The 22,703-nt window shown below is 71.5% G+C and carries 15 protein-coding genes and 1 pseudogene; 4 read left to right on the forward strand and 12 right to left on the reverse strand.

All coding sequences use genetic code 11. The annotated features are described in order from the left end of the window. Positions 1 to 1,497: 1,497 nt before the first annotated feature. The gene (locus AB0383_RS10225; protein WP_366186469.1) at positions 1,498 to 1,974 is read right to left on the reverse strand and encodes a single-stranded DNA-binding protein; all 477 of its coding nucleotides are present in this window, start codon (positions 1,972 to 1,974) and stop codon (positions 1,498 to 1,500) included. A gap of 195 nt (positions 1,975 to 2,169) precedes the next feature. Between AB0383_RS10225 and AB0383_RS10230 the strand changes: the two genes are divergently transcribed. Then, a complete protein-coding gene (locus tag AB0383_RS10230) occupies positions 2,170 to 4,404 on the forward strand; it encodes a glycoside hydrolase family 15 protein (RefSeq protein WP_366186471.1) in 2,235 nt (744 codons plus the stop codon). A 222-nt stretch (positions 4,405 to 4,626) separates the two neighbouring features. Here the strand turns inward: AB0383_RS10230 and AB0383_RS10235 are convergent, their stop codons facing one another. Then, complete coding sequence (locus AB0383_RS10235; protein WP_364177854.1) at positions 4,627 to 5,454, reverse strand: SDR family oxidoreductase; 828 nt, start codon at positions 5,452 to 5,454, stop codon at positions 4,627 to 4,629. Between the two features lie 91 nt (positions 5,455 to 5,545). Between AB0383_RS10235 and AB0383_RS10240 the strand changes: the two genes are divergently transcribed. Next, the gene (locus tag AB0383_RS10240; RefSeq protein ID WP_364177851.1) at positions 5,546 to 6,418 is read left to right on the forward strand and encodes a helix-turn-helix transcriptional regulator; all 873 of its coding nucleotides are present in this window, start codon (positions 5,546 to 5,548) and stop codon (positions 6,416 to 6,418) included. Here AB0383_RS10240 and AB0383_RS10245 read toward each other — a convergent pair. Together AB0383_RS10245 and AB0383_RS10250 are read right to left on the reverse strand one after the other, a co-directional pair. Continuing rightward, positions 6,351 to 7,220 carry a hypothetical protein gene (locus AB0383_RS10245; RefSeq protein WP_364177848.1) on the reverse strand — a complete coding sequence of 290 codons (870 nt, stop codon included), beginning with the start codon at positions 7,218 to 7,220 and terminating at the stop codon, positions 6,351 to 6,353. The two genes, AB0383_RS10240 and AB0383_RS10245, sit on opposite strands and share 68 nt — an antisense overlap. Beyond that, positions 7,217 to 8,218: an SPFH domain-containing protein gene (locus AB0383_RS10250; protein ID WP_364177845.1), complete on the reverse strand. Its 1,002-nt coding sequence runs from the start codon at positions 8,216 to 8,218 to the stop codon at positions 7,217 to 7,219. The genes AB0383_RS10245 and AB0383_RS10250 overlap by 4 nt, the downstream gene beginning before the upstream one ends. 82 nt (positions 8,219 to 8,300) lie before the next feature. Here AB0383_RS10250 and AB0383_RS10255 point away from each other — a divergent pair, with 82 nt between their 5' ends. Next, on the forward strand, positions 8,301 to 8,987 hold the full coding sequence (locus AB0383_RS10255; RefSeq protein WP_366186474.1) for an NUDIX domain-containing protein: 687 nt from the start codon (positions 8,301 to 8,303) through the stop codon (positions 8,985 to 8,987). A gap of 506 nt (positions 8,988 to 9,493) precedes the next feature. Here the strand turns inward: AB0383_RS10255 and AB0383_RS10260 are convergent. The 7 genes and pseudogenes from AB0383_RS10260 to AB0383_RS10290 form a co-directional block, all read right to left on the reverse strand. Further along, positions 9,494 to 11,698: pseudogene (locus AB0383_RS10260) on the reverse strand (glycoside hydrolase family 38 C-terminal domain-containing protein); the annotation flags it as partial. After that, positions 11,695 to 14,556, reverse strand: a complete 2,862-nt coding sequence (locus AB0383_RS10265; protein ID WP_364177836.1) for a glycoside hydrolase family 2 TIM barrel-domain containing protein — start codon at positions 14,554 to 14,556, stop codon at positions 11,695 to 11,697. The pseudogene AB0383_RS10260 and the gene AB0383_RS10265, both read right to left, overlap by 4 nt. Positions 14,557 to 14,565: 9 nt before the next feature. Then, entirely contained in the window at positions 14,566 to 15,390 is an 825-nt protein-coding gene (locus tag AB0383_RS10270) for a carbohydrate ABC transporter permease (RefSeq protein WP_364177833.1), read from the reverse strand. Then, positions 15,387 to 16,358 (reverse strand): sugar ABC transporter permease, encoded by a 972-nt coding sequence (locus AB0383_RS10275; RefSeq protein WP_364177830.1) that lies wholly within the window; start codon positions 16,356 to 16,358, stop codon positions 15,387 to 15,389. The genes AB0383_RS10270 and AB0383_RS10275 overlap by 4 nt, the downstream gene beginning before the upstream one ends. Further along, positions 16,355 to 17,644 (reverse strand): ABC transporter substrate-binding protein, encoded by a 1,290-nt coding sequence (locus tag AB0383_RS10280; protein ID WP_364177827.1) that lies wholly within the window; start codon positions 17,642 to 17,644, stop codon positions 16,355 to 16,357. Before AB0383_RS10280 ends, AB0383_RS10275 begins: the two co-directional genes overlap by 4 nt. Positions 17,645 to 17,741: 97 nt before the next feature. Next, the gene (locus AB0383_RS10285) at positions 17,742 to 18,713 is read right to left on the reverse strand and encodes a LacI family DNA-binding transcriptional regulator (RefSeq protein WP_366186477.1); all 972 of its coding nucleotides are present in this window, start codon (positions 18,711 to 18,713) and stop codon (positions 17,742 to 17,744) included. A 145-nt stretch (positions 18,714 to 18,858) separates the two neighbouring features. Further along, positions 18,859 to 20,256, reverse strand: a complete 1,398-nt coding sequence (locus AB0383_RS10290) for an amino acid permease (protein WP_364177821.1) — start codon at positions 20,254 to 20,256, stop codon at positions 18,859 to 18,861. A gap of 286 nt (positions 20,257 to 20,542) precedes the next feature. Here AB0383_RS10290 and AB0383_RS10295 point away from each other — a divergent pair, with 286 nt between their 5' ends. After that, on the forward strand, positions 20,543 to 21,481 hold the full coding sequence (locus AB0383_RS10295) for a catalase family peroxidase (protein ID WP_364177818.1): 939 nt from the start codon (positions 20,543 to 20,545) through the stop codon (positions 21,479 to 21,481). A gap of 12 nt (positions 21,482 to 21,493) precedes the next feature. On the opposite strand, the gene AB0383_RS10300 is transcribed toward AB0383_RS10295, so the two are convergent. Then, positions 21,494 to 22,606 carry a pyridoxal-phosphate dependent enzyme gene (locus tag AB0383_RS10300; RefSeq protein WP_366186480.1) on the reverse strand — a complete coding sequence of 371 codons (1,113 nt, stop codon included), beginning with the start codon at positions 22,604 to 22,606 and terminating at the stop codon, positions 21,494 to 21,496. Positions 22,607 to 22,703: the final 97 nt, after the last annotated feature.

The raw sequence follows: 22,703 nt of genomic DNA on the forward strand, positions 1-22,703 counted from the left end.
TCCTGTGTGGACGGACCCGGCGACGACGAATCTCGGCCACCGGCGGCGGCGGTAGTGGGGCGACTGCCGCCACTGGCCGCAGCGCGGCCGCGATAACCGGCACGGCGTTCCGACACGGCGGCCACCGGGCAGGCTCGACCGCCGTACCGGCGGCGCTGATGGCCAGCCGGGCCATCCCGCGCGGACTGAACGGTAACGACAATGCGGGCCACCTCGACTGCAGCGGACCGAGTGCCGCCAGTCGGCCGCCGCGCCTTCGCGACGGCCGACAGCGCGCTCCGGCGCGCTCCACTGGCCGGAGTGGGGTGCTGAGGCTGGGTGCCTCGGCGCCAAGCTGTGTCGCTGGTGCTCCGCGACGGCCGGTGGTGTGGTCAGGCTCGCTCCATCGGTCGGGTTGAGGTTGCTGAGGCTGGGTGCCTCAGCACCAAAGCGATGTCGCTGGTGCTCCGCGACGGCCGACAGTGCGCTCCGGCGCGCGCCACCGGGCGGGTTGGGGTCTGAGGCTGGGTGCCTCAGCACCAAAGCGGCGTCGCTGGTGTCCCGCGTCGGCGAGCGGCGCGATCCGGTTCGCCTCCGCCCCACTGGCCGGGGTGGGGCGCCGAGGCTGGCTGCCTTAGCACTAATCGGCGTCGCTACCGGTTCGCGACTGCCGGTGGTGTGGTCAGGCTCGCTCCATCGGTCGGGGCGCGGTGCTGAGGCTGGGCGCCTCAGTACCAAAGGGGCGTCGCTGGTGCCCGCGTCGGCAAGCGGCGCGATCTGGCCGCTCCACTGGCCGGGGTGCGGCGCTGAGGCTGGGTGCCTCGGCGCCAAGCTGTGTCGCTGCTGTTCCGCGACGGCCGGTGGTGTGGTCAGGCTCGCTCCATCGGTCGGGGCGGGATGCTGAGGCTGGGCGCCTCAGCGCCAAAGCGGCGTCGCTGGTGTCCCGCGTCGGCGAGCGGCGCGATCCGGTCCGCCTCCAACCCAGTGGCCGGGGCGGGATGCTGAGGCTGGCTGCCTCAGCACCAATCGGCGTCGCTGCCGGTTCGCGGCGGCCGGTAGCGCGCTCCGGTTCGCCCCTATGGTCGAGGCGACGTGCTGAGGCTGGCAACCCCAGCACCGAAAGCGCGTAGACGCGTTTGATCCGAGACGGCCGGTGTTGCGCTCGAGTCCGCCCCATCAACGGTCAGGGCGGGGCACCGGGGCCGGCTTACTCTTCATAGCGGCGTCGCGGGTGGTGCGGACAACCGGTGGTGCACTCCGGATTCGCCCCACCGGTCGGGGTGTGGTGCCGGGGCTGGCTGCCTCAGCACCAAAGTGGCGTCGTCGCAACTGATCCGCAGTATCCGCACGCCGCGGCGGGCCCTGTCCTCCGTACAGGGATCGTGTGGTTACAGATCCTCCGTCCAGCCGCGCGGCACTGCGGCGGCGAAGCCTTCATCGTCGCTCGCCCGATGCCACCGCGCGCGGCAACGGCACCCTGATCGAGTCGCGCGCTTCACCGTGCGCCGGCAGGCAAAGTCAGAACGGCGGATCCCCCGCACCCGCCGCGACCGGCATCGGGGCGGCTGGGGACCACGGGCTGTCGGAGCCGGCCGAACTCTCCGGGGAACCACCAGCGGGCGGGCCGGAACGGTTGGCGCGGTTGACTTTCGCCGTGGCGTAGCGCAGGGAGGGGCCGATTTCGTCGACCTGGAGTTCCACGACGGTGCGGCGCTCGCCTTCCTTGGTGTCGTAGGAGCGTTGGGTGAGGCGGCCCTGGACGATGACGCGCGCGCCGCGGGTGAGGGATTCCGCGGCGTTTTCCGCGGGCTGACGCCAGAGCGCGCAGCGTAAGAAGAGGGCTTCGCCGTCTTTCCATTCGCCGGAGGCGCGATCGAAGGTGCGCGGGGTGGACGCGACGGTGAAGTTGGCGACTGCGGCGCCGGACGGGGTGAAGCGCAGCTCCGGGTCGGACGTGAGGTTGCCGACGATGGTGACGACCGTGTCTCCGGCCATGGTGTTCTCCTCGGGTTCCGGCGGCACCCCGGGGTGAGGGCCGCTTCCGGGATTCAGGAGACCATCCGGGTACGACAGTTTCTCCGACCGTGGCCGTCACCCCATTAGGTGGTGTGCCGGAACCCTTCCTTCGGCCGTGGCCGGATCGGCGCCACCACGGCACGATGGGCGGCCGAGGCTGCGGAGAGGGAGCGGATGAGGAGCTGGAAGAAGGCGCGCGCGGGAGTGCTGGCGCTGGCGGTGGTGGCGAGCACCGTGGCAACCACAGCGGCAACCACTGCGGCAACCCCCGCGAGTGGCACCGCGACCGACTGCTGCGGTGGCCCCTCGTCCTGGACCACCGGGGACAAGTCCGCTCTCGGCACCTCGGCGACGACGCAGAGCCCCGTCTGGTTCACCGTCGCGAACGGCGTGACGTCCGAGGTCTTCTACCCGCGCTTGGACGTCCCCGAGACGCAGGACATGCAGTACGTGATCACCGACGGATCCTCCTTCGTCGACCTCGAACGCGACGCCACGAACCACGTCGTCTCGATGCCCGACGAGAAGTCCCTCGAATACACCGTCACCAACACCGCGAAGAGCGGCCGCTACCGCATCACGACCACGTATGTCACCGACCCGGCCCGCGCGACGCTCGTGACCCGCACCCGGTTCCAGTCGCTCGACGGTGGCACGTATCGGCTTTACCTGCTCGCCAACCCGTCCATGGCGGGTGGCGCGGGCGGGGACATCGCGTCGTGGGACGGCAGCGGCCTCGTGGCGAGTGGCACGGAGAACCTCTTCGGCACGACGACCACCGTCGTGTCCTCGCTGCGGGTGTCGACCGGGTTTTCCGCGCACGACAACGGATACTCCGGTGCCGCCAGCGACTGTCTCGTCGACCTGCGCGCCGACCGCACGCTGGACAACGGGTTCGACTCCGTCTCCGGCGCCGGCAACGTCGTCCAGTGTGGACAGATCCCGGTCGCCGCGGACACGACCTTCACCGCCGCCCTCGGGTACGGCTCGAGCGCACAAGCCGCGACGAGTGCGGCGACCGGTTCACTGGCCGCCGGGTTCGGCTCGCTGGAATCCGGCTACCGCACGGGCTGGAACTCCTACGTCGGCAGCCTCAAGCCCGCGCCCGCCAGCGTCGCGGGGGATCAGCAGCGGCGCCGCGCGTATTACGTCGCCGCGATGGCGTTGCACGCGGCCGAGGACAAGACGTTCCGCGGGGCCGGCGTGGCCGGGCTCGCGACGCCGTGGGGCGACGTCGTCAACGGCGACAGCCTCGGCGACGGTTACCACCGCGTGTGGGGCCGCGACCTCTACCAACAGGCCACCGGTCTCCTGGCCGCCGGTGACACCGCGCAGCCGAAACGCATGGCGCAGTTCCTGTGGGGCTCGCAGTGGATCGGCTCGCCGACCGCCGGCGACGGCACGACGTACCCGGCCGGCGCCTTCCCGCGCTACAGCCCCGTGAGCGGCGTCGCCGGCGCCAGTGCCCAGCAGCTCGGGTGTTGCGAGCAGCTCGACCAGGACGCCGACGCGATCGTGCTCGCCTGGCTGACCGGTCTCACCGACGCCGCCACGTACGCGAAGGTCAAGGTCACCGCCGAGCACCTGCGCACGAGCGGTCCCGCAACGACCGAACGCTGGGAAGAGCAGTACGGCCGGTCGCCCTCGTCGATCGCCGCGGAGATCGCGGGACTCGTGACGGCCGGCGCGATCGCCCGCGCGAACGGCGACACCGCGAGCGCCACCACGTGGGAGTCCACAGCGGACTCATGGGGGGCGTCGCTCGACTCGTGGACCGTGACGACGTCCGGTTTCTGGGGCGGCCACACGTACTACGAACGGCTCGACAAGGGCACCGACCCCGACGACGGCGGCCAGATCTGCTTCGACGAAGGCTGTTTCTACGAGCACGACGTGGTCGACTTCGGCTTCCTCGATCTCGTGCGGCTCGGCGTGCGCGCGCCGGCCGACCCGACGATCGCCGCCTCGATCGCTCCGACGGCCGCCGCGTCGGACGGCAACGCGCCGATGCAGGTGACCCTGCCCGACGGGGACGTCTACTTCCACCGCTACCCGCACGACAACTACGGCGAAAGCACCTCCGCCTGCACCGGCTGGCCCGCCGGCGGCCCGCAACGCTTCGGGCGGCTGTGGCCCGTGCTGTCCGGCGAACGCGGCGAGTACGAGCTCGCCAACGGCCGCTCGGCCGCGCTCTACCTCAAGTCCATGGCCGACGCCGCCAACGACGGCTACTTCATCCCCGAGCAGGTGTGGGACCGCTCCAGTGGCTGCTTCGCCCTCGGCCGCCCGACGGGCAGCGCCGCACCGCTGATGTGGGCCGAAGGCCAGTACCTGCGCCTGGCGCAGAGCATGGACGCGGGCCACAACCTCGACACGCCTTCGGTGGTGAAGGACCGCTACGGCAACTGAGGCCCGCCTGATGAGGCGGTGGCTCGTGCGCGCAGCTCGCAGGAGGTGACGCGGAGCATCGTGCGCAAGCCCGGCTTTGGCCGTTGATGCGCGCCCGCACCCGACCGGCGGCGGAGGTCCGGCAAAACGCGGCCGGCGTCGAGCGTTGCGGGCCGGCAACACGTCACGCGTCTCCGGTGGTGAAGCACCAGCACAGCGCGTGTGGCGGTCGCACTGGAATGCCTACAGGTCCGTCGAGAACGCCACGCTCTTCTGCTCCCGCACCTCCGCCAGCCGTGCTTCCAGGGCGTTCGTGATCGCCGTCCAGGCGTCGCTGCCCAGGACCAGGCGGCGGGGCGCCGGGGTCTGGTCCACGGTGGCGATCATGGCCGCCGCCATGCGGGAGGGGTCGCCGATGGCGAGGCTGGTGCGTTCCTCCAGGACCTGGCGAATGCGGGACGCCGGGGACACGGCGTAGGCGTCGATCTTGGGTGCCAGCCTGGAGTTGCCGTAGCGGAACTCGGTGCGGGCGCCGCCCGGTTCGACAAGGGTGACGCCGATTCCGAAGGGCGCGACTTCGTCGGCGAGGGCGTCGGCGAAGCCTTCGATGCCCCACTTCGTCGCGTGGTAGAGGGAGCCGCCCGGCCAGGCGACCTGGCCGCCGACCGAGGAGAGCTGCAGGACGCGGCCGCCGCCGTCGGCGCGGAGGTGGGGCAAGGCGGCGCGGACGAGCTGGATGGAGCCCAGCAGGTTGGTGTCGAGCTGGTGGCGCACCTGCTCGTCGGTGAGCTCCTCGGCGGCGCCCATGAGGCCGTAGCCGGCGTTGCTGACCACGACGTCCAGGCGCCCGAAGTGGGCATGCGCGGCGTCGACGACCGGGCGGATGGCACCGGTGTCGGTCATCTCCAGCAGAGAGACTTGGAACGCGGCGCCGTAAGACTCGACGAGGTCGGCCACCGAGTCGAGGCGGCGGACGGTGCCCGCGACACGGTCGCCGGCGGAAAGCAGCTGTTCGGCGAGGTGCCGGCCGAAGCCGGTGCTCACGCCCGTGATGAACCAGGTTCGTGTCATGTCTTCAGCCTGGGCCGCGGTTGCGCGGCCAACCAGACTCCGATGACAGGGGTGCCGGCAGGGCCACCTTCGGCGAATTATCGTGGGGGACATGGCGGGAAACGTGATCGGCGAGTACCTGCGCGCGCGGCGCGAGCAGGTGCGGCCGGAGGACGTCGGGATCACCGTGAACGGCCACCGGCGCGTGCCGGGTCTGCGGCGTGACGAGCTGGCGATGCTCGCGGGCATCAGCACGGAGTACTACACGCGGCTGGAGCAGGGCCGGGATCGCCACCCGTCGGCGCAGGTGCTCGACGCCGTGGCGCGTGGGCTCCACCTCGACCGCGAGGCCACCGCGTACCTGCACGACCTCGCCGACCCCGCGCCGCGCCGTCGCCGCGCTCCGGAGAGCCACGAGCACGTCAGGTCCAGCGTCGCGCGGCTGATCGCGTCGTGGGAGCTGACGCCGGCGTACGTGCAGGGCCGCCACCTCGACGTCCTCGCCGCCAACGCGATCGCCGCCGCGTTGTCGCCCGTGTACACGCCGGGCACGAACCTATTGCGCGCTGTTCTCCTCGACCCCGCCGCGCAGGAGTTCTTCACCGGGTGGGAAAGGCGGGTGGGCGGTCTCGTCGCGAGCTTGCGCGCCGCCGGCGACCCGGATGATCCGCGGCTGGCCGGGCTGGTCGCGGAGCTGTCGGAGGAGAGCGAGCTGTTCCGCAGCCTCTGGCCCCGCCACGACGTGCGTCCGCAGCCGGGCGGCGGGACCCACCACCTGTACCACCTGCGGGTCGGCGAGCTGGAGCTGCAGTACGACAAGTTCGCGGTCAGCGGCGCCGAAGACCAGCTGATGGTGATCTACCACGCCGAACCCGGCACGCGGTCGGCCGAGGCTCTCCGGAAGCTGTCGGAGGGCCTCAGCGGACGAGGTGGAACGACTGAGCCGCAGGGGCGAACGTCACCGACTGCCCGCGTGTCACGGTGACCGCGTCGTTCTCGAGGCCGTCGCCGAACGCGGTGAGGTGATCGGACTCGACGTCGATCGTCAGCGCCGAAGTCGTGAGCTCGCCCTCGGTGAGCGAGGTCCCGGTCGTGGGGGAGGGCCACGCTTCCCGGACGAACCACACGAGCCGGCGTTCGTCGACGGCCGGCAGGCGCAGCGGGCTGTGCCGTTCCTGCCAGACCGACCGGCACCAGCCCGTGGCACCGGTGCCGGTGCCGACCAGCAGGCCCGACGACGCCTGCCGCTCGGGGCCGAGGCGGTAGCGCGCGGTCTGGTGGCTCGGGTGGCCGAGGTAGATCTCGTTGAGCGCCAAGAGCTTCTGGCCGTCGTCGGCGGTCAGCTCGACCATCGTGCGGGGCTCGACGGAGTCCAGCGAGCGCAGCAGGTCCGCCGTGGCCGCGGCCGGGTGGCGCACCAGGACGCCCGGCTCACCGGGCGTGACGCCGACGACAGGCTGGCCTGCCAGGTACTTCGCGACGTTCGCGACCAGCCCGTCCTGCCCGACGACGAGCACCACGTCCTCCGGCGTGAACAGGAAGCGCGACAGGTCCGCTCGCTCGACGCTGCCGCGGCGCCAGTCGAGGGGAATGGCGGCCGACACCGCGGTCAGCGTCCGCCGCAGCGCCGCGTCCTGCGCCACCAGGTCACCCAGGGAGCGGTCGTCGAGCGAACGGCCGCGCGTGGCCAGGAAGAACTCCGCCTGGCCGAGCGTGCCATGGCGGGCGAGCAGCTCGTCGAGCTCGGTGCGCCGGTGCACCACCACGGCCCGCGGGGCGAGGCTCACGACCCGATCCCCAGCCGGGCCAGCAGCGGTGTGAGCAGGTCGGGCGTGAGCACGAGGCTGTCGATCTTCGGCAGGTTCGCCGCCAGCTCCTTCACAGCCAACGCCCGCAGCACCGGCTCCGGCAGGTCGCGGTACGCGGCCAGCCGCGCGGCCTCGCCGGCCGCCTCCGCTTCGCCGAGCGTGCGCGTGGCTTCGGCCTTCACCTGCGCCAGCCGCGTGTCCCGGCTCGCGCGCGCCTCGGTCTCGATGTGGTCGGCCGCCGCGGCTTCTTCGGCCTGACGCCGGGCATTGGCGCCTCGCTGCGCGAGCAGCTGCTCCTCGCGCCGGGCGAGCTCGATCTTGTTCTGCAGCTCGTTCTCGCCGATCGCGCGCTCGCGTTCCACGGCCAGCGCGCGCCGCTCGTAGGTCGCGCGATCGGCTTCCTGCTGCACCTTCTCTCTCGCGGTCGTCTGCAGCGCCTTCTCGACCTCCGGCTCGGCGCGGATCGCGACGACGCGTACGTCGAGCACGGCCGAACCCGTCTGCGCGAGCCGCGTGTCCTCCTCGGCCAGCCCCGCGCGGATGCGGTCGCGCACGGCGCCGACACCGTCCACAAGGGCCTCCGCGAGCTGCGTGCGGGTGAGCACGTCGAGGGCGTACTGCTGCACGTTCTCCGTGAGCAGCCCGCTGATCTGCGCCAGCGGGTCGCCGCGCCAGCGGCCCGTATCCGGGTCGACGGAGAAGTCGAGGCGCTGGGCGGCGAGCGCCGGGTCGACCACGCGGAACGTGAGGGCGAGCTGCACCGTCACGTCCTGGAAGTCGGCCGTGCGCGCGTGGAAGAGCAACGGCAGCTCGCGGTCGTCCACCGGGATCTCCGACAGGGCCGCGGCCAGCGGCCGGTACCAGAACGACAGCCCGGTGCCGTCGTGCACGAGCTTGCCGCCGCGCAGGTGCCGGATGTGCGCGGTCGGCACACCGCGCAGGTGCCGGAACCCGAACCGGCGCTTGATGTCCACCATGGGGCCTCCTTATCGTCGCCGTGACGACATGGGCCCGACGGTCTTTTCGTCAAGCTGACGATTACGGTGTAGTGTGCGACACATGGAGGAGTTCCCGCCCAGCGCGGTCACCGTGGACCTCGTCGTGCTCACGATCACGGGGGAGCAGCTCTGCGTGCTGCTGGTGCGGCGGGGGATCGAGCCCTTCCGCGACGCCTGGGCGCTGCCCGGCGGCTTCGTCCTCGCCGACGAGGACCTCGACACCGCGGCGCGGCGCGAGCTGGCGGAGGAGACGGGCCTGGCCGCCGGCACCGTCCACATCGAACAGCTCGCGGGCTACGGCGACCCGGGCCGCGACCCGCGGCTGCGCGTGGTGACCATCGCCTACCTGGCGCTCGCGCCCGACTTGCCGGTGCCGCAGGCCGGCACGGACGCGGCGGAGGCGCGCTGGACCCCCGTCGTGAGCCTCGACCCGGCGACGCTCGCCTTCGACCACGCGAAGATTTTCACCGACGGCCTCGAACGGGCTCGAGCGAAACTCGAGTACACCCCGCTCGCCGCGGCGTTCTGCCCGCCCGAGTTCACGGTCGCCGAGCTGCGCCGCGTCTACGAGCTGGTGTGGGACGCGCGGCTGGACCCGCGCAACTTCCACCGCAAGGTCACAGGCGCCGAAGGACTCCTCGAACCCGTCGGCACCACCACGACTCGCGACGGCGGCCGCCCCGCCCGGCTGTACCGGAGGGGGCCGGCCGAGCTGCTGTCGCCGCCGATGCTGCGCACCCGCGGTTGAGGTTCAGGACAGGCGGAGTGTCGCGATTTCCCACGGCCGCGGAGTGTCGCGATTTCCCACGGCCGCAGGGAAAGCCGCAGCTCGCTGTCGGTCACCGGCACGGTTTCGCCGGGCTTGCCCAGCAGGTCCACTCGCCACGCCGAGGCGAACGGACCGCGCACCACCGCGGTGGTCGCCTCAGGAGACTGGGCGACCAGCCGCACCTCCAGTGAGCCGTCGCGACGCCGCAAGCTGGTGAGCACCGCGCCCTCGACGGTGAGCCCGTGCCGGGACGCGGGCGGCGCGTCGAGTGGGCCCGCACCGAGGGTGGCGTGCAGCGGATGGCGGTAGCGCTCGGCGGCGTCGAGCAGGGCACCGGCGCGCCAGTCGCCCGTGTGCGGGAGGACGGCGAGCTGCACGGTGGTGGTGCCGATCTGCTGGGCGAGTGGCGTCGCGATCTGCGGACCGGCGGGCTCCTCGCGGTACGGGTGGACGTTGCGGCTGAGCCGGCCGCTCGTGCGCAGCACGGTGAGGGCGAGCGCGTCATCCAGGAGCTCGTACTCGCACGCCTGCGTCAGCAGCAGTCCGGCGCCGCCGGCGTCGGCGAAGCCGTGGGCCGGGAACGTCGGGATCGGGTACTCGCTGAAGCCGCCCTCGGCTGTGCGCCCGCGTTCGACGACGGCGAACTGGCCCTCGGCGTGCGAGGTGTACGCGGCGCGGGCGAGCGGGACGTGGAACCGCACGCGGTGGTCGCGCGAGGCGTTGTCGATCGTGAGGTCGAGGCGGACGAACGGCTCACCCGCGCGCAGTTCGACGGCCATCGTCACCGTGCCACGAGAAGTCGACGGGCTGCGCCGATCGCCCGCCCAGTCCATCTCCGCCGGCCACGAGTAGGTCCGCTCCACGGTGAACGTCGTGCGCAGCGGCCCCTCGACGCCCGGTGTCACCCGCACCGAGTCCGGCCGCGTGACCACGGTGTCCGTGCCGGGTGGGGCGTAGTTGTAGGAATCGCCACGATCGCCGCCGTCGACGATCGTGGCGACGCCGTCGAGGACAGTGCCGTCGGCCGCGGTGATCCGCAGCGTGCCGTCGTCGTGCACCTCGACCGTCACGAGGCCGTTGCTCAGCAACGGGCAGGCGACGACGGGCGCAGTGACCGGAACAGAGCCCGGCACCACGCGCGCGGTCGTCCAGCCGAGAGCCGGCACGTCGACCAACGCGGTCACCGTCCGCCGCTCGGCCTGGCGGATGCGGATCGTCCACGCGCCCGTCGCGTCGGTCACCGCCGCTCGCACGGCTTCGACGTCGAAGGGTTCCTCGCCGCCGTGCCGCGCGACGGAGAACTCCAGCAGTCGCGCTGAAGACTCGCACCGCCAGCCGGTGATCTCACTGCCGAACAGCTCACGTCCGTGGATGCGCGGCAGGAAAAGCACCAGGTCGGCGCCTGAAGCCGCTTCCTCGTGCAGTAGCTCGCCGGCCACAGCCTCCACCTGCGCGGGCAGGCGCGTGCCGTCGGGCAGCTCCAGCGCGATCTCTGCCCACGGCGCTTCCACGTCCAGTGTCACCAGGTCGCGGCGAGCAGCGGGCGTCGGGTTGAGCACCAGCAGCGAATCCCGTGCGACGGAGCGCGCGAGCCGGCCGGCCACGCGGTCGCGCACCGCCTGCCCGAGGTGGCCCGCCTCGCTGATCCGCGCGAACACTTGCGTCGCCGTCTCGTCGACCCCGCAGCCGGTCACGGAGTCGTGTCCCGACGCGTCGACCAGCCGCCACCACGCCAGCTCCAGGAACCGCTGCGGCCACTCGGCCGAGAACAGCGCGGCGAACGGTTCGGCATAACGCTCCACGAGCCGCTCGGCCCGCGCCATCGCCTGCTTGAGCTGCGGGCGCACCGAAAGGACACCCGGCAGGATGTTGGCCGCGGCGTGGCTGCGCAGCTCACCCCGCACCACGGGCAGCGAAGGGTCCGTGGCGTCGCGCGCGCCGACGTACTCGGCCAGCGTGCTGATCCGCACGTCGACCGACGCCGGATCGAGCCCGGCGACGAGCTTCACCAGCGAGCCGACGGGCGCGGAGTGGTCGGTGCCGTACATCGCGAGCACGGGGTCGGCCCCGAACGAGGGCCGCAGCCGCCGCCCGAGCTCGGCCATGCGGGAGGCGAAGAAGCCGGGGTCGGAGAAGACGTAGGCCGCGTTGCCGTAACCGTCGGCCAGGTACTCCACGCGCACGGAGCTGCCGTCCGGCGCCGTCCAGCGGAACGCGTGGCCGTCCACTCCGGACGGAACCCCGCGCCACACGCACGCGTGCTCGAACCCGGCGCCCGCGAGGATCTGCGGCATCTGCGCGCAGTGGCCGAACTCGTCGGGCAGGTAGCCCACGCGCATCGCGCCGCCGAGCTCGGTGGCGCGCGCCCAGCCGAGCTCCAGGTTCCGCACGATGTTCTCGCCCGAGACGAGGAACTCGTCGAGCAGGATCTGCCACGGCCCCACCGCGAGCTGCCCGGACGCGACCAGCGCGGCCACCCGGTCGCGATTTTCGCCGCGCACCTCCAGGTAGTCGTCGACGGCCGCCATCTGCCCGTCGAGCGTGAACCGGAACCGCGGGTCGGCCTCGGCGCGGTCGAGGACCTCGTCGAGCAGGTCGACCAGGCGCAGGCGGAACCGCTGGAACGGCTCGTACCACTCACGGTCCCAGTGCGTGTGCGGGACGAGGCGGACCTCGGGCGCACTGGTCATCGGGCGGCTCCTTCGGGCGTGATCGGGGAGAACGTGAGCGTGAGGCTCGCCTTCTGGGCGTGCAGGCGGTAGCGCGGCAGCACGCCCGGCCCGCAGGAGGCGGTGCCGAGCCCGTGCTGGGCCAGGTCGAGGTTGAGGTGCACGAGCTCACCCGGCACCAGGTCGACGGTGTGGCGAGCGGCGTCGAGGTCCTCCGAAGTCCAGCGCCGCGCGGTGAAGTCGAACACCGGCTCGCCCTCGATCCGGATCCCGGCCCCGCCCGCGGACGTCAGGCGCAGCCAGCGCGCGTCGGCGCGGTTGCCGTTCTCCTGCGGGTACACGTACGGCGTCTGCAAAGCGTCCACAGTGGAGGAAAACCGGCCGATCCGCGCCGCCTGGCGGCTGTCGGCGTAGGCCTCGCCCGGGCCGGCGCCGAACCACTCGACACCGCCGAACGCGCCGGGCACCGCCATCCGCAGGCCCAGGCGGGGGAGCGTGCACGGCCACTCGCCGTCCGGCTCCAGCTCGACACGCAGGCGCACGCGGTCGCCGTCGGCGGCCCAGCGGTACTCGGCGAACATGCCGACCCCGAGCCCGGGCGGCGCGACCCGCGTCCGCACGACGAGAGCCGACGCTTGCCCGTCCACCTCGGCCACGCGATGCTGCAGCCGGTGCAGGCCCGCGGCCCGCCACCGCGCGGCTTCGGGGTCGTCGGAACCCCGGTCGTTGTCGGTCGGCGCGCGCCACAGGTCCACTCGCGGCCCCTCGACGCGGTGGCCGCCGAGCGCGACGAGCCGGCCGGTGGCGGCGTCGAACGCGCCGGGCCCGAGCCGCAGGAGTCTGCGTTCACGCAGCAGTGGCGCACCCACCGCGGGAGGCACGGGGTCGGTCGCGGGCGTCACGGGCAGCTGCCCCCACGCCACGACGTGGCCCGTGGACGCCCAGCCGGTGTCGGCCGCCAGCACCGCTCGCACGGTGAGCACGCCTTCGCCCGACGTGTCGGGCAGCCGGGGGAGCGGCAGGTCGAGGCTTTGTCCGGCGCGGACCTCGGGCACGGCCAGCTCGCCGGCCGCCAACTCGACGCCGTCGTCCTCGAAGCTCCAGCGGAACACCAGGTGCGCCGACCCGACCACGTCGTAGTGGTTCGAGATCCGCACCCCCGCGGCACTCGCGTCGATCCGCACCGGCTCGAAGACTTTCGCGAACTCGGCCAGCGCGGGCGAGGGCGTGCGGTCGGGGTGGACCAGGCCGTCGATCACGAAGTTGCCGTCGTGGATCTGCTCGCCGAAGTCGCCGCCGTACGCGAAGTACTCGCGGCCTCCGGCGTCGCGCCGGGCGAGCCCGTGGTCGAGCCATTCCCACACGAACCCACCTTGCACGTGCGGGTACCGCTCGAACAGCTCGCGGTACTCCAGCAGTCCGCCCGGCCCGTTGCCCATCGCGTGCGCGAACTCGCAGAGCAGGAACGGCAGCGACCGGCGGCGCTCGTTCGGGTCGTCGCGGCGGCCGATCCGGTCGACCTCCGCGTGGTCGGCGTACATGCGGCTGTACACGTCCACGTACTCGCACTCGAAGTCGCCTTCGTAGTGCACCGGCCGCGACGGATCGCGCTCCCGCGTCCACGCCGCCGTCGCGGCGAGGTTCCGGCCGGTGTGGGCCTCGTTGCCGAGTGACCACAGCACGATCGACGGGTGGTTCTTGTCGCGCTCGACGGTGCGGCGCATGCGGTCGAGGTAGGCCTCGCCCCAGCGCGGGTCGTCACTCGGGTTGCCCGCCCAGCCCAGATCGCCGAAGCCGTGGGTCTCGAGGTCGCACTCGTCGATCACCCACAGGCCGTGGATGTCGCACAGCTCGAGGAAGTACGGGTCCGGCGGGTAGTGGCTGGTGCGCACCGCGTTCACGTTGTGGCGCTTCATGAGCAGCACGTCGGCCAGCGCGAACTCGCGCGGCAGCGCGCGGCCGAACCGCGGGTGGTGCTCGTGCCGGTTGACTCCGCGGAACAGCACCCGCCGTCCGTTCACCTCGAGCACGCCGTCCTCGATCCGAACGGTCCGGAACCCGATCCGCACCGGCACGCGTTCGGCCGGGGTGTGCACCTCACCGTGGTAGAGCCGCGGCGATTCGGCGCTCCACGGCTCCACGGCGATCTCCACCGGCGACCCGGCCGGCAGGTTCTCGACGCCGAGCTCGGGCACGCTCAGCAGCACGCCCTCGGCGGCGGTGACCGAGAGCGTGCCGAGGCCGCTGGCGTGGTCGAAGTCGGCGTGCAGCTGGTAGTCCTCGACGCCGCCCACCGGGCGCGAGAGCAGCGTGACTCCGCGGAAGATGCCCGAGAGCCACCACATGTCCTGGTCCTCGAGGTAACTGCCCGAAGACCACTGGTGCACGCGCACGGCGAGCACGTTTCCGCGCGCACGCAGCAGGTGGCCCACCGCGAACTCCGACGGCAGCCGGCTGCCGCGCGTGACGCCGAGCTCCTCGCCGTTGAGCCACACTTTCGCGCACGAGTCGACGCCGTCGAAGCGCAGCACCGCCGGCTCATCCGGCCAGCCGGCCGGCAGGTCGAACGTGAGCCGGTGATCCCCCGTAGGGTTGTCCGAAGGCACCAGCGGCGGCTGAACCGGGAACGGGTAGTGCACGTTGGTGTAGGCCGGTTTCCCGTGGCCCTGCAGCTGCCAGTGACCCGGCACCGTGAGCGTGTCCCAGCCGCTGTCGTCGAAGTCGTCGCGCGCGATCCCTTCGGGCGCGGCCGCCGGAGAGGGCGAGAGGCGGAACCGCCACGTCCCGGCCAGGCTCACCGACCGCGCGTCCGAGGAGAACGCGGCGCGGGCCGGCAGCGAGCCGTGGCCGGGGGCGGGGTCTTCGACGTACGACGACATGGGTTCCTTTCAGCCCTTGAGAGCGCCGGCGGCGATGTTGCGGATGAAGTGACGGGCACCGAAGAGGAACACGATGATCAGCGGCACGATCGCGACGAGCGTCCCGGCCATCACGACGCTGTAGTCCTTCACGTACACACCCTGCAGCTGCGAGAGCGCCACCTGCAGCGTCACGTGGTTGGAGTCGATCAGCACGACCAGCGGCCACAGGTAGTCGTTCCAGGCGTTGACGAAGGTGAAGATGCCGAGGAACGCGAGCGCCGGGCGCAGCACCGGCAGCCCGACCGACAGGTACGTGCGGAAGAACCCCGCGCCGTCCATCCGGGCCGCTTCCAGCAGCTCGTCCGGAATGGCGCCGCGGGCGTACTGGCGCATCCAGAAGATGCCGAACGCGTTGGCGGCGGCCGGGATGATGAGTGCCTTGAGGTCGCCGACCCAGCCGAAGTTCGCCATCAACGTGAACTGCGGGATCGCCGAGAGCTGCGTGGGCACCACGAACGTTGCGAGCAGGATGCCGAAGAGCACGCTGCTGCCCGGGAAGTCGTACTTGGCGAAGGTGAACGCCGCCAGCGAGTCGAAGAACAGCACCAGCAACGTGGTGACCACGGCGACGATCAGCGTGTTGAGCAGCGAGCCGAAGAAGTCGATCTTCGCGAACACCTCGCCGATGTTGGCGAACAGGTGCCCGCCGAACGTCAGCCGCGGCGGGGTCGCGTAGATGTCGGCGGTGGTGTTGGACGCCATCACGGCGAGCCAGTAGTAGGGGAAGAGGGTGATCAGGCCGCCGACGATCAGTGCCACCAGCGTCAGCACCCGTGCCCGTCTGCTCGTCATCGGCCGGCTCCCTTGGTCTGGACCTGGCCGCGCTCGGGCCGCATCACGAGCCGCCAGTTGAGGATCGAGAAGAGGACGACGACCACGAAGATGCCCCACGCGATCGCGGCGCCGTAACCGAAGTCGTTGTCCGCGAACGCCGTGTTGTAGAAGTAGAGGACCATCGTCATGCCCGCGCCGCCGGGGCCGCCGCGATTGCCGAGCAGCACCTGCGACTCGGTGAAGATCTGCAGCCCGTTGATCGCCGACATCACCACGGAGAACAGCAGCACCGGCCGCAGCAGCGGCAGCGTGATGCGGAAGAACGTCTGCACCGGGCCGGCGCCGTCGATGCGGGCCGCCTCGAACACGTCCGGTGGCAACGCTTGCAGCCCGGCCAGGAAGATGATCGCGTTGTAGCCGGTCCAGCGCCAGATGATCATGATCGAGATCGCGCCGCGGATGGCCCACGGGTCGCTCAGCCAGTCGATGTTGCCGATGCCGAACAGGCCCAGGAACCAGTTCAGGATCCCGAACTCGTCGGAGAAGATCGAGCCGAACACCAGCGACATCGCCACGATCGAGGTCACGTTGGGCAGGAAGTACGCGACCCGCAGCACACCCTTGTACCGCACCGAAGAGTTGAGGCCGACCGCGATGAGCAGCGCGAGCGCCGTCATCGGGACCGTCGAGGCCACCCAGATGATCAGGGTGTTGCCGATCGAGTCCCAGAACGTGGTGTCCGACAGCAGGAACGCGAAGTTCTCCAGCCCGACGAACTTCATCGGGCCGACGCCGTCCCAGCGCTGCAGCGCGAGATAGAGCGAGTACAGCACCGGGTAGACCCCGAAGATCGCGAACAGCACGAAGAACGGTGCGACGGCCAGGTACTGCGGCAGGTAGCGCCACTGTTTGCGGCGGCCGTCGGCAGTGTGGCGGACCGGAGCGCGGCGAGCGCCGGCCGTCTCGGCGGGCAGGATCGCGGTCACGAGAGCACCCCCTGGCGGCGCAGCAGGCGTTCCACCGAAGCGCGGGCGTCCTGCCACGCGTCCTCGGGGTCCTTGCCCGCACTCTCCACATTGGTCAGTTCATCGGTGAAGGTGTCGCTGATCGTGATGTCCCAGGGGCTGAAGTACACGGGCTTGACCTCCCGCGCGATCTTCGAGAACACGTCCATCGTCACTTGTCCGCCGAAGAACGGCTCGGGTGCGAGCAGCCGCGGGTCCCCGTAGGCCGACGGACTGGGCGGGAAGAGGCCCAAGTCCAGGAACGTCTGCGGCTGGTTCTGCGGCGACTGCAGCCACTTCACGATCTCGAACGCGGCGTGCGGGTCGGGGCAGTACTTCGTGATCGCCAGGAACGAACCGCCCTGGTTGCCCGCACCGCCGGGCGGCCGGCACACGCGCCACTTGCCCGAGGTGCCTGGCGCCGACTCCTTGAGCTCGCCGGTGATCCAGGAGGCGTTGACGAAGCTGAGCTCCTTGCCGCTGTTCCAGGCCGCGTGGCGGTCGATCGACTGGCCGTTGACGCTCTGCGAACCCGCGTACCCGGCGGTCAGGCCCATCCGGAACGCCTGCACGGCCCGGTCCCACGCGCGGCGCACCTGCGACTGGTCGTCGAGGTAGTGGTTGGCGTGGTCGAAGTACTTGCGCGGTTCCTGCGCGAGCGAGTACGTGAACACCGTCTTGGTGTCGGTGATCATGTAACGGCCGGGCAGCTTCTTCTGCACCTGCGCGCTGAACGCGAAGTAGTCGTCCCATGTGGACACGGCCGCCGCGACCTCGTCGGGCTCGCTGGGGAAGCCGGCCTGGGCGAACAGGTCGTGGCGGTAGTACAGGGCGGCCGGGCCGACGTCGACGGGGAACCCGAGCTGGAAGCCGTCGGGACTGGTGCCCGCCTGCCACTTCCAGGGCAGGTACTCGTCGCGCAGATTGTCCGCGCCGAGGCTGTTCAGGTCGACGAAATGGTCGGTGTCGGCGAAGTAGGTGGCGATGTCGTCGCCGAGCATGGTGATGTCGGGCAGGTAGGCCTCGCCGGCCAGCGCGGCGAGCAGCCGCTGTTTCAGCTCGCCGCTGACCTGCGAAGGGGTCAGCTTGTCGGCGGCGAACCGCTTCACGGCCTCGCCGAGCACGGCGTCGGACAGGCCGTTCGAGGTGTACCAGAGCGTGATCCGCCCTGGGTTGGCGGTCGTGGGACTGGTGCAGGCAACTGCGCCGAACGCCGAGGCGCCGAGTGCCGCCGCGCCGGTCAGGAACCGTCGTCGAGTCAACGTCATCGGGGACCCTCCGGGAAGCTCCGTGAACGCTCCCGTGAACGTTCACGAATTGCCCGGAAGTGTGCGCGAGGTGCCGTGAGGTGTCAAGCGGTGAGGCTCAGGCGGATTCGCGGACCAGCAGCTCGGCCTGGATCACGAGCTCGTCGGCCGACAGGGGAGTCGCGCCGGTGAGCAGGCGGGCGGCCTGGTCGATCGCGAGGGCGCCCAGCCGGCGCGTGTCGAGGGCGACGCTGGTCAATGCCGGGTCCACGACGGTGCCGAGCTGGAGCCCGTCGAACCCGACCACGGCGAGGTCGCCCGGCACCCGGCGCCCGAGGCGGCGGGCGGCGCGCAGGGCGCCCATGGCGATGATGTCGTTGAAGGTGAACACGGCCGTCACGTCGGGGTGCTCGGCCAGCAGCGCTTCCAGGGCCGCGGCCCCGCCGTCCACCGACTGGGCGGCCCGCTCGACGACCTCGGCTTCGAGCCCGTGCGCGGCGACCGCGGCGGCGAACCAGTCGCGCCGGACGCTCGGTTCGGCGCGGCCTGCGTGGTCGAGCATGCCGATGCGCCGGTGTCCGGCCCGCACGAGGTGCGTGATCGCGGCCTGCACGCCGTTCGCGCCTTCGACCCGGATCGAGCTGAACCGGGGCGTGTGGTGTTCGCGGCCGATGAGGACCACGGGGATGCCGCGGGTGAAGCGGTCGAGCTCGTCCTCGGGCCGGCTGAAGTAGCCGACCACGGCGTCCACCTGCGAACCGATCACCTGCAGCGTGCCGAGCTCTTCCTCGGCGCTGTCGGAGGTGTCGTACACGACCACGTGCCAGCCGCGGGCGCGCGCGGCCTCGAGCGCGGCGGCGGCGACCTCGGTGAAGAACGGGTTGAGCAGGTCGGGGATCACGAGCCCGATCGTCGTGGTGTCCTGCCGAACGAGGCCGCGGGCGAACCGGCTCGGCCGGTAGCCGAGCTCACGGGCCGCGTCGAGCACCCGCTGTTTCGTGGTGCCGTCGATCTCGGCTTTGTCGTTGAGCGCCCGCGACACGGTCTGGCGCGACACCCCCGCGCTGCGGGCGACGTCGTGGATCGTCACCTTCCGGGACGTTTCCGACGACACCATCACGGACCTCCCGCCGTGCGACGCGTCCACGCCGCCGGATCCGAGTATGCCCGCACCGCACACGCCGGGCCGGGAACGGTGCCCGGCCCGGCGTGTGCGGTGCGGCCCGGTGCCGGGCTCAGGCGTTGTCGCCGACGCGCACGCCGCGCCGGCGCGACACGATCCTCCAGCCGACCGCCAGGACGATCGCGAGCACGGGGATGGAGTAGAACGCGATCTTCTCGGCGCCGTCGGAGAAGCCCATCAGCACGACCACCAGCAGGAGGAACCCGAGCGTGGCCCAGCCGGTGTAGGGCGCGCCCGGCATGCGGTAGCTCGGCCGCTCGACCTCGCCGCGCAGCGCGGCCTGGCGCATCCGCATCTGCGAGTAGATGAGCGTGGCCCACGTGGCCACCACACCGAGCGAGGCCACCGCGATGGCGATGTCGAACGCCTCCTGCGGCACGATGTAGTTCAGCACCACGCCGAGCACGTAGACGATCGACGTGAACAGGATGCCGCCGTAGGGCACGTGACGGCTGTTCATGCGGCCCACGAACTTCGGCGCCTCGCCGTGGTCGGCCAGCGCCCGCAGGATGCGCCCGGTCGAGTAGAGACCCGAGTTGCACGACGAGAGCGCGGCGGTGAGCACCACGGCGTTCATCACGTCGCCGATGCCGCCGATGCCCAGGCGCGAGAAGACGGTGACGAACGGGCTTTCGGCGCCGCTGTAGAACGACCACGGCATCAGCATCGCCAGCAGCAGCACCGAACCGACGTAGAAGACGCCGATGCGCCAGACGACGCCGTTGATGGCCTTCGGCAGTACCTTGCGCGCGTCCTTGGTCTCGCCGGCCGCGATGCCGACGACCTCGATCGCGGAGTAGGCGAAGATCACGGCCTGCAGGGTCATGAGCGCGATGCCGATGCCTGCGGGGAAGAAGCCGCCGTGGTCGGTCAGGTTGTGCACGCCGGCCGGCGTGCCGCCGATGTTCGCGCCCGCGAACACGAGCCCGATCGCCGTGATCAGGAAGACCACGATCGCGAGCACCTTCACCACGGAGAACCAGAACTCCAGCTCGCCGAACAGCTTCACGCTCACCAGGTTCACGCCGATCAGCACGCCGAGCGCGACGAGCGCGGTGATCCACTGCGGCACGTCGGGCAGCCACTTGTGCACGTAGATCGCGACGGCGGTGATCTCGGCGATGCCGGTCATCGCCCAGTTGACCCAGTACATCCAGCCGGAGACGAAACCGGCCCACGGCCCGATGAACTTGCGGGCGTAGGTGACGAAACTTCCCGAACTCGGCTCGTGCAAGACGAGTTCACCGAGTGCGCGCATGACGAAATACGCGGCGATGCCGCAGATGGCGTAGGAGAGCACCAGCGACGGGCCGACCTGCTGGAGCTTGCCGCCGGCCCCGAGGAAGAGGCCGACACCGATCGCGCCGCCGATCGCGATCATCTGCACCTGGCGGTTGCCCAGTGCTTTCGTGTAGCTGTCGCCTTCGCTGGCGACCACTGTGGAATCCATGGTTGCGTGACGCTAGCGGTGCGGGCGCGCGTGACCAAGCACGCCAAGGAAGACTTAAGGTGTGCGACACCTCACTCGGGGGAAATCCCGGGAAAACGCTCCCTCGATTTGACAGCGGCACCATTCTTCCGGTGACTTGATCAAGGCTTGATTCGCGCGGGGCGGCGATTCCGCCGACCGGGATTTCGGAATATCTCTCAGGTTCGCGGGGAACTTCAGGAACACTTCCGTGGCCGGGAGGGTAATGCGGCGGGCGTGCACGCGCGACGGCCGTTACCTTCGCGACATGACCACCGAACTGCCCGCGTCCCAGCTCTCCGTGTCCATCGTGGACGAGATCGAGCAGCTGAAAGGCACCTACCCGGGTTACCGCCGGGCCCACGCCCGGGGCGTCTGCTACGACGCCACTTTCGTCCCGTCCGGCGTCGCCGCCGACCTCACCACGGCGACGCACCTGCGGGGCGAGCCCGTGCGCGCGACCGTGCGGTTCTCCCACACCGACACCAACCCGCATCTGCCCGACGCCGGCACGGCCGTGCGCGGGCTCGCGGTGAAGTTCCACCTCCCGGGTGGCGGCAACACCGACATCGTCGGCGTGAACCTCGACCGGTTCATCGCCGCGACGCCCGAGGACTTCCTCGCGCTGCTCAAGTCGGCCGAGCCCGACCCCGCCACCGGCGCGCCCGACCTCGGCAAGGTGCAGGCCCACGTGGGCGCGCACCCGAGCGCGGGCCCGGGCCTGTTCACCGCCTCGCAGCTGCCCACGCCGGTCAGCTACGGCACCACCACCTACTGGGCGATCCACGCGTTCTTCTGGCGCGCGGCCGACGGTTCCCTGCGCCCGGTGCGTTACCGCTGGGTGCCCGAGGCCGGCGACCACGTGCTCGCCGCCGGCGAGGGCGGCGACTGGTCGGCCGAGCATCTCACCGAAGAGCTCGGCGAGCGGCTGGCGCGCGGACCGGTCGAGTTCACGCTCAAGGTGCAGCTCGGCGAGCCGGGCGACCCGACGAACGACGCCACGCTGGTCTGGCCCGAGGACCGCACGGAGATCACGGCCGGCCGGCTGGCGATCACCGCCGAGGTCACCGACCAGAAGCACTGGAACTCCCAGGTCTTCGACCCGACGCTGCTCACCGAGGGCATCGAGCTGTCCGACGACCCGATCCTGGCCGCCCGCAGCGCGATCTACGCGGTCTCCTACGACCGGCGCAGTCACGACCGCTGACCGGGTGCGGGGTCAGATGAGCGTGCTCATCGTGGTGGCCGCCTTCAGCCCCGAGCCGGTGAGGATGACGGCGGTCCTGTCTCCGGGCGCGAGCACGCCGTCGGCGCGGAAGACGTCGACGGCGGCCGCCGCGGTGGCGCTGGTCGGCTCGGCGTAGAGGCCGATCCGCGGAAGCTCCCGTGCGGCGCGGGCGATCTCGTCCTCGGCGATCGCCACCGTCGCCCCGCCCGAGCGGCGGATCGCGGCGAGCACCTCGGGGAGGCGGACGGGTTCGCGGATGGCGGTGCCCTCGGCGATCGTCGGCGCGAACCGCGTCGGCACGGCGTGGTCGGCGCCGGCGCGGAAGGCGGCGTCGATCGGCGCGCAGTTCGCGGGCTGCGCGACGAGCAGGCGCGGCCGCTTCGCGATCGCGCCGGAGGCGAGCAGCTCGCCGAACCCCAGGTCGAGGCCGAGGACGATGCTGCCCGCGCCGGCCACGGTCACGACCGTGTCCGGCGCGGTGTACCCGAAGTCCTCCCACAGCTCGTACGCGAGTGTTTTGGTGCCCTGCAGGAATAACGGGTGCCAGTTGTGGCTCGCGTAGGTGGTTTCACCGGATCGGCGCAGAGCTTCGGCGGCGGTGGCGTCGCGGGTGCCCGGCACGAGGTCCACGGTCGCGCCGTACGCGCGGCTCTGCAGGATCTTCGCGGGCGACGTCGACTCCGGCGCGAGGATCGTGGCCGCGATGCCCGCGGCGGCCGCGTAGGCCGACACCGAGGAACCGCCGTTGCCGGAGCTGTCTTCGAGGACCTCACGCACGCCGGCCTGGGCGAGCGCCGAGAGCATCACGCTGCTGCCGCGGTCCTTGAAGCTGCCGGTGGGGCTGAACCACTCGAGCTTGAACCGCGTGTCGTGCCCGCGCCACGGCCGCTCGACCAGCGGCGTGCAGCCCTCGCCGAGCGAGATCGGCCGCAGGTCGCCCGGCAGTGCGGCGCGGTAGCGCCACAGCGACCGCGTGGCGGTGTCCACCTGCTCGCGCGTGATGCCCGGCAGCGCTTCCACAGTGAGCGGCGCGCCGTCGTCCCCGCACCAGCGCAGCGCGTCGAGCGGGTAGCGGCGGGCGGAGCGTTCGTCCACGTAGTCCACGAGGGACACTCTGGCCACGCTCACCCGTCCGGTCAATGTGACGCGTCACGGGTGGTCCCGTCACCGGAACGAGTGGCTATCCACAGTGGACACCTCG

Source organism: Amycolatopsis sp. NPDC051373, from assembly GCF_040689465.1.
Taxonomy (GTDB): Bacteria; Actinomycetota; Actinomycetes; order Mycobacteriales; family Pseudonocardiaceae; genus Amycolatopsis.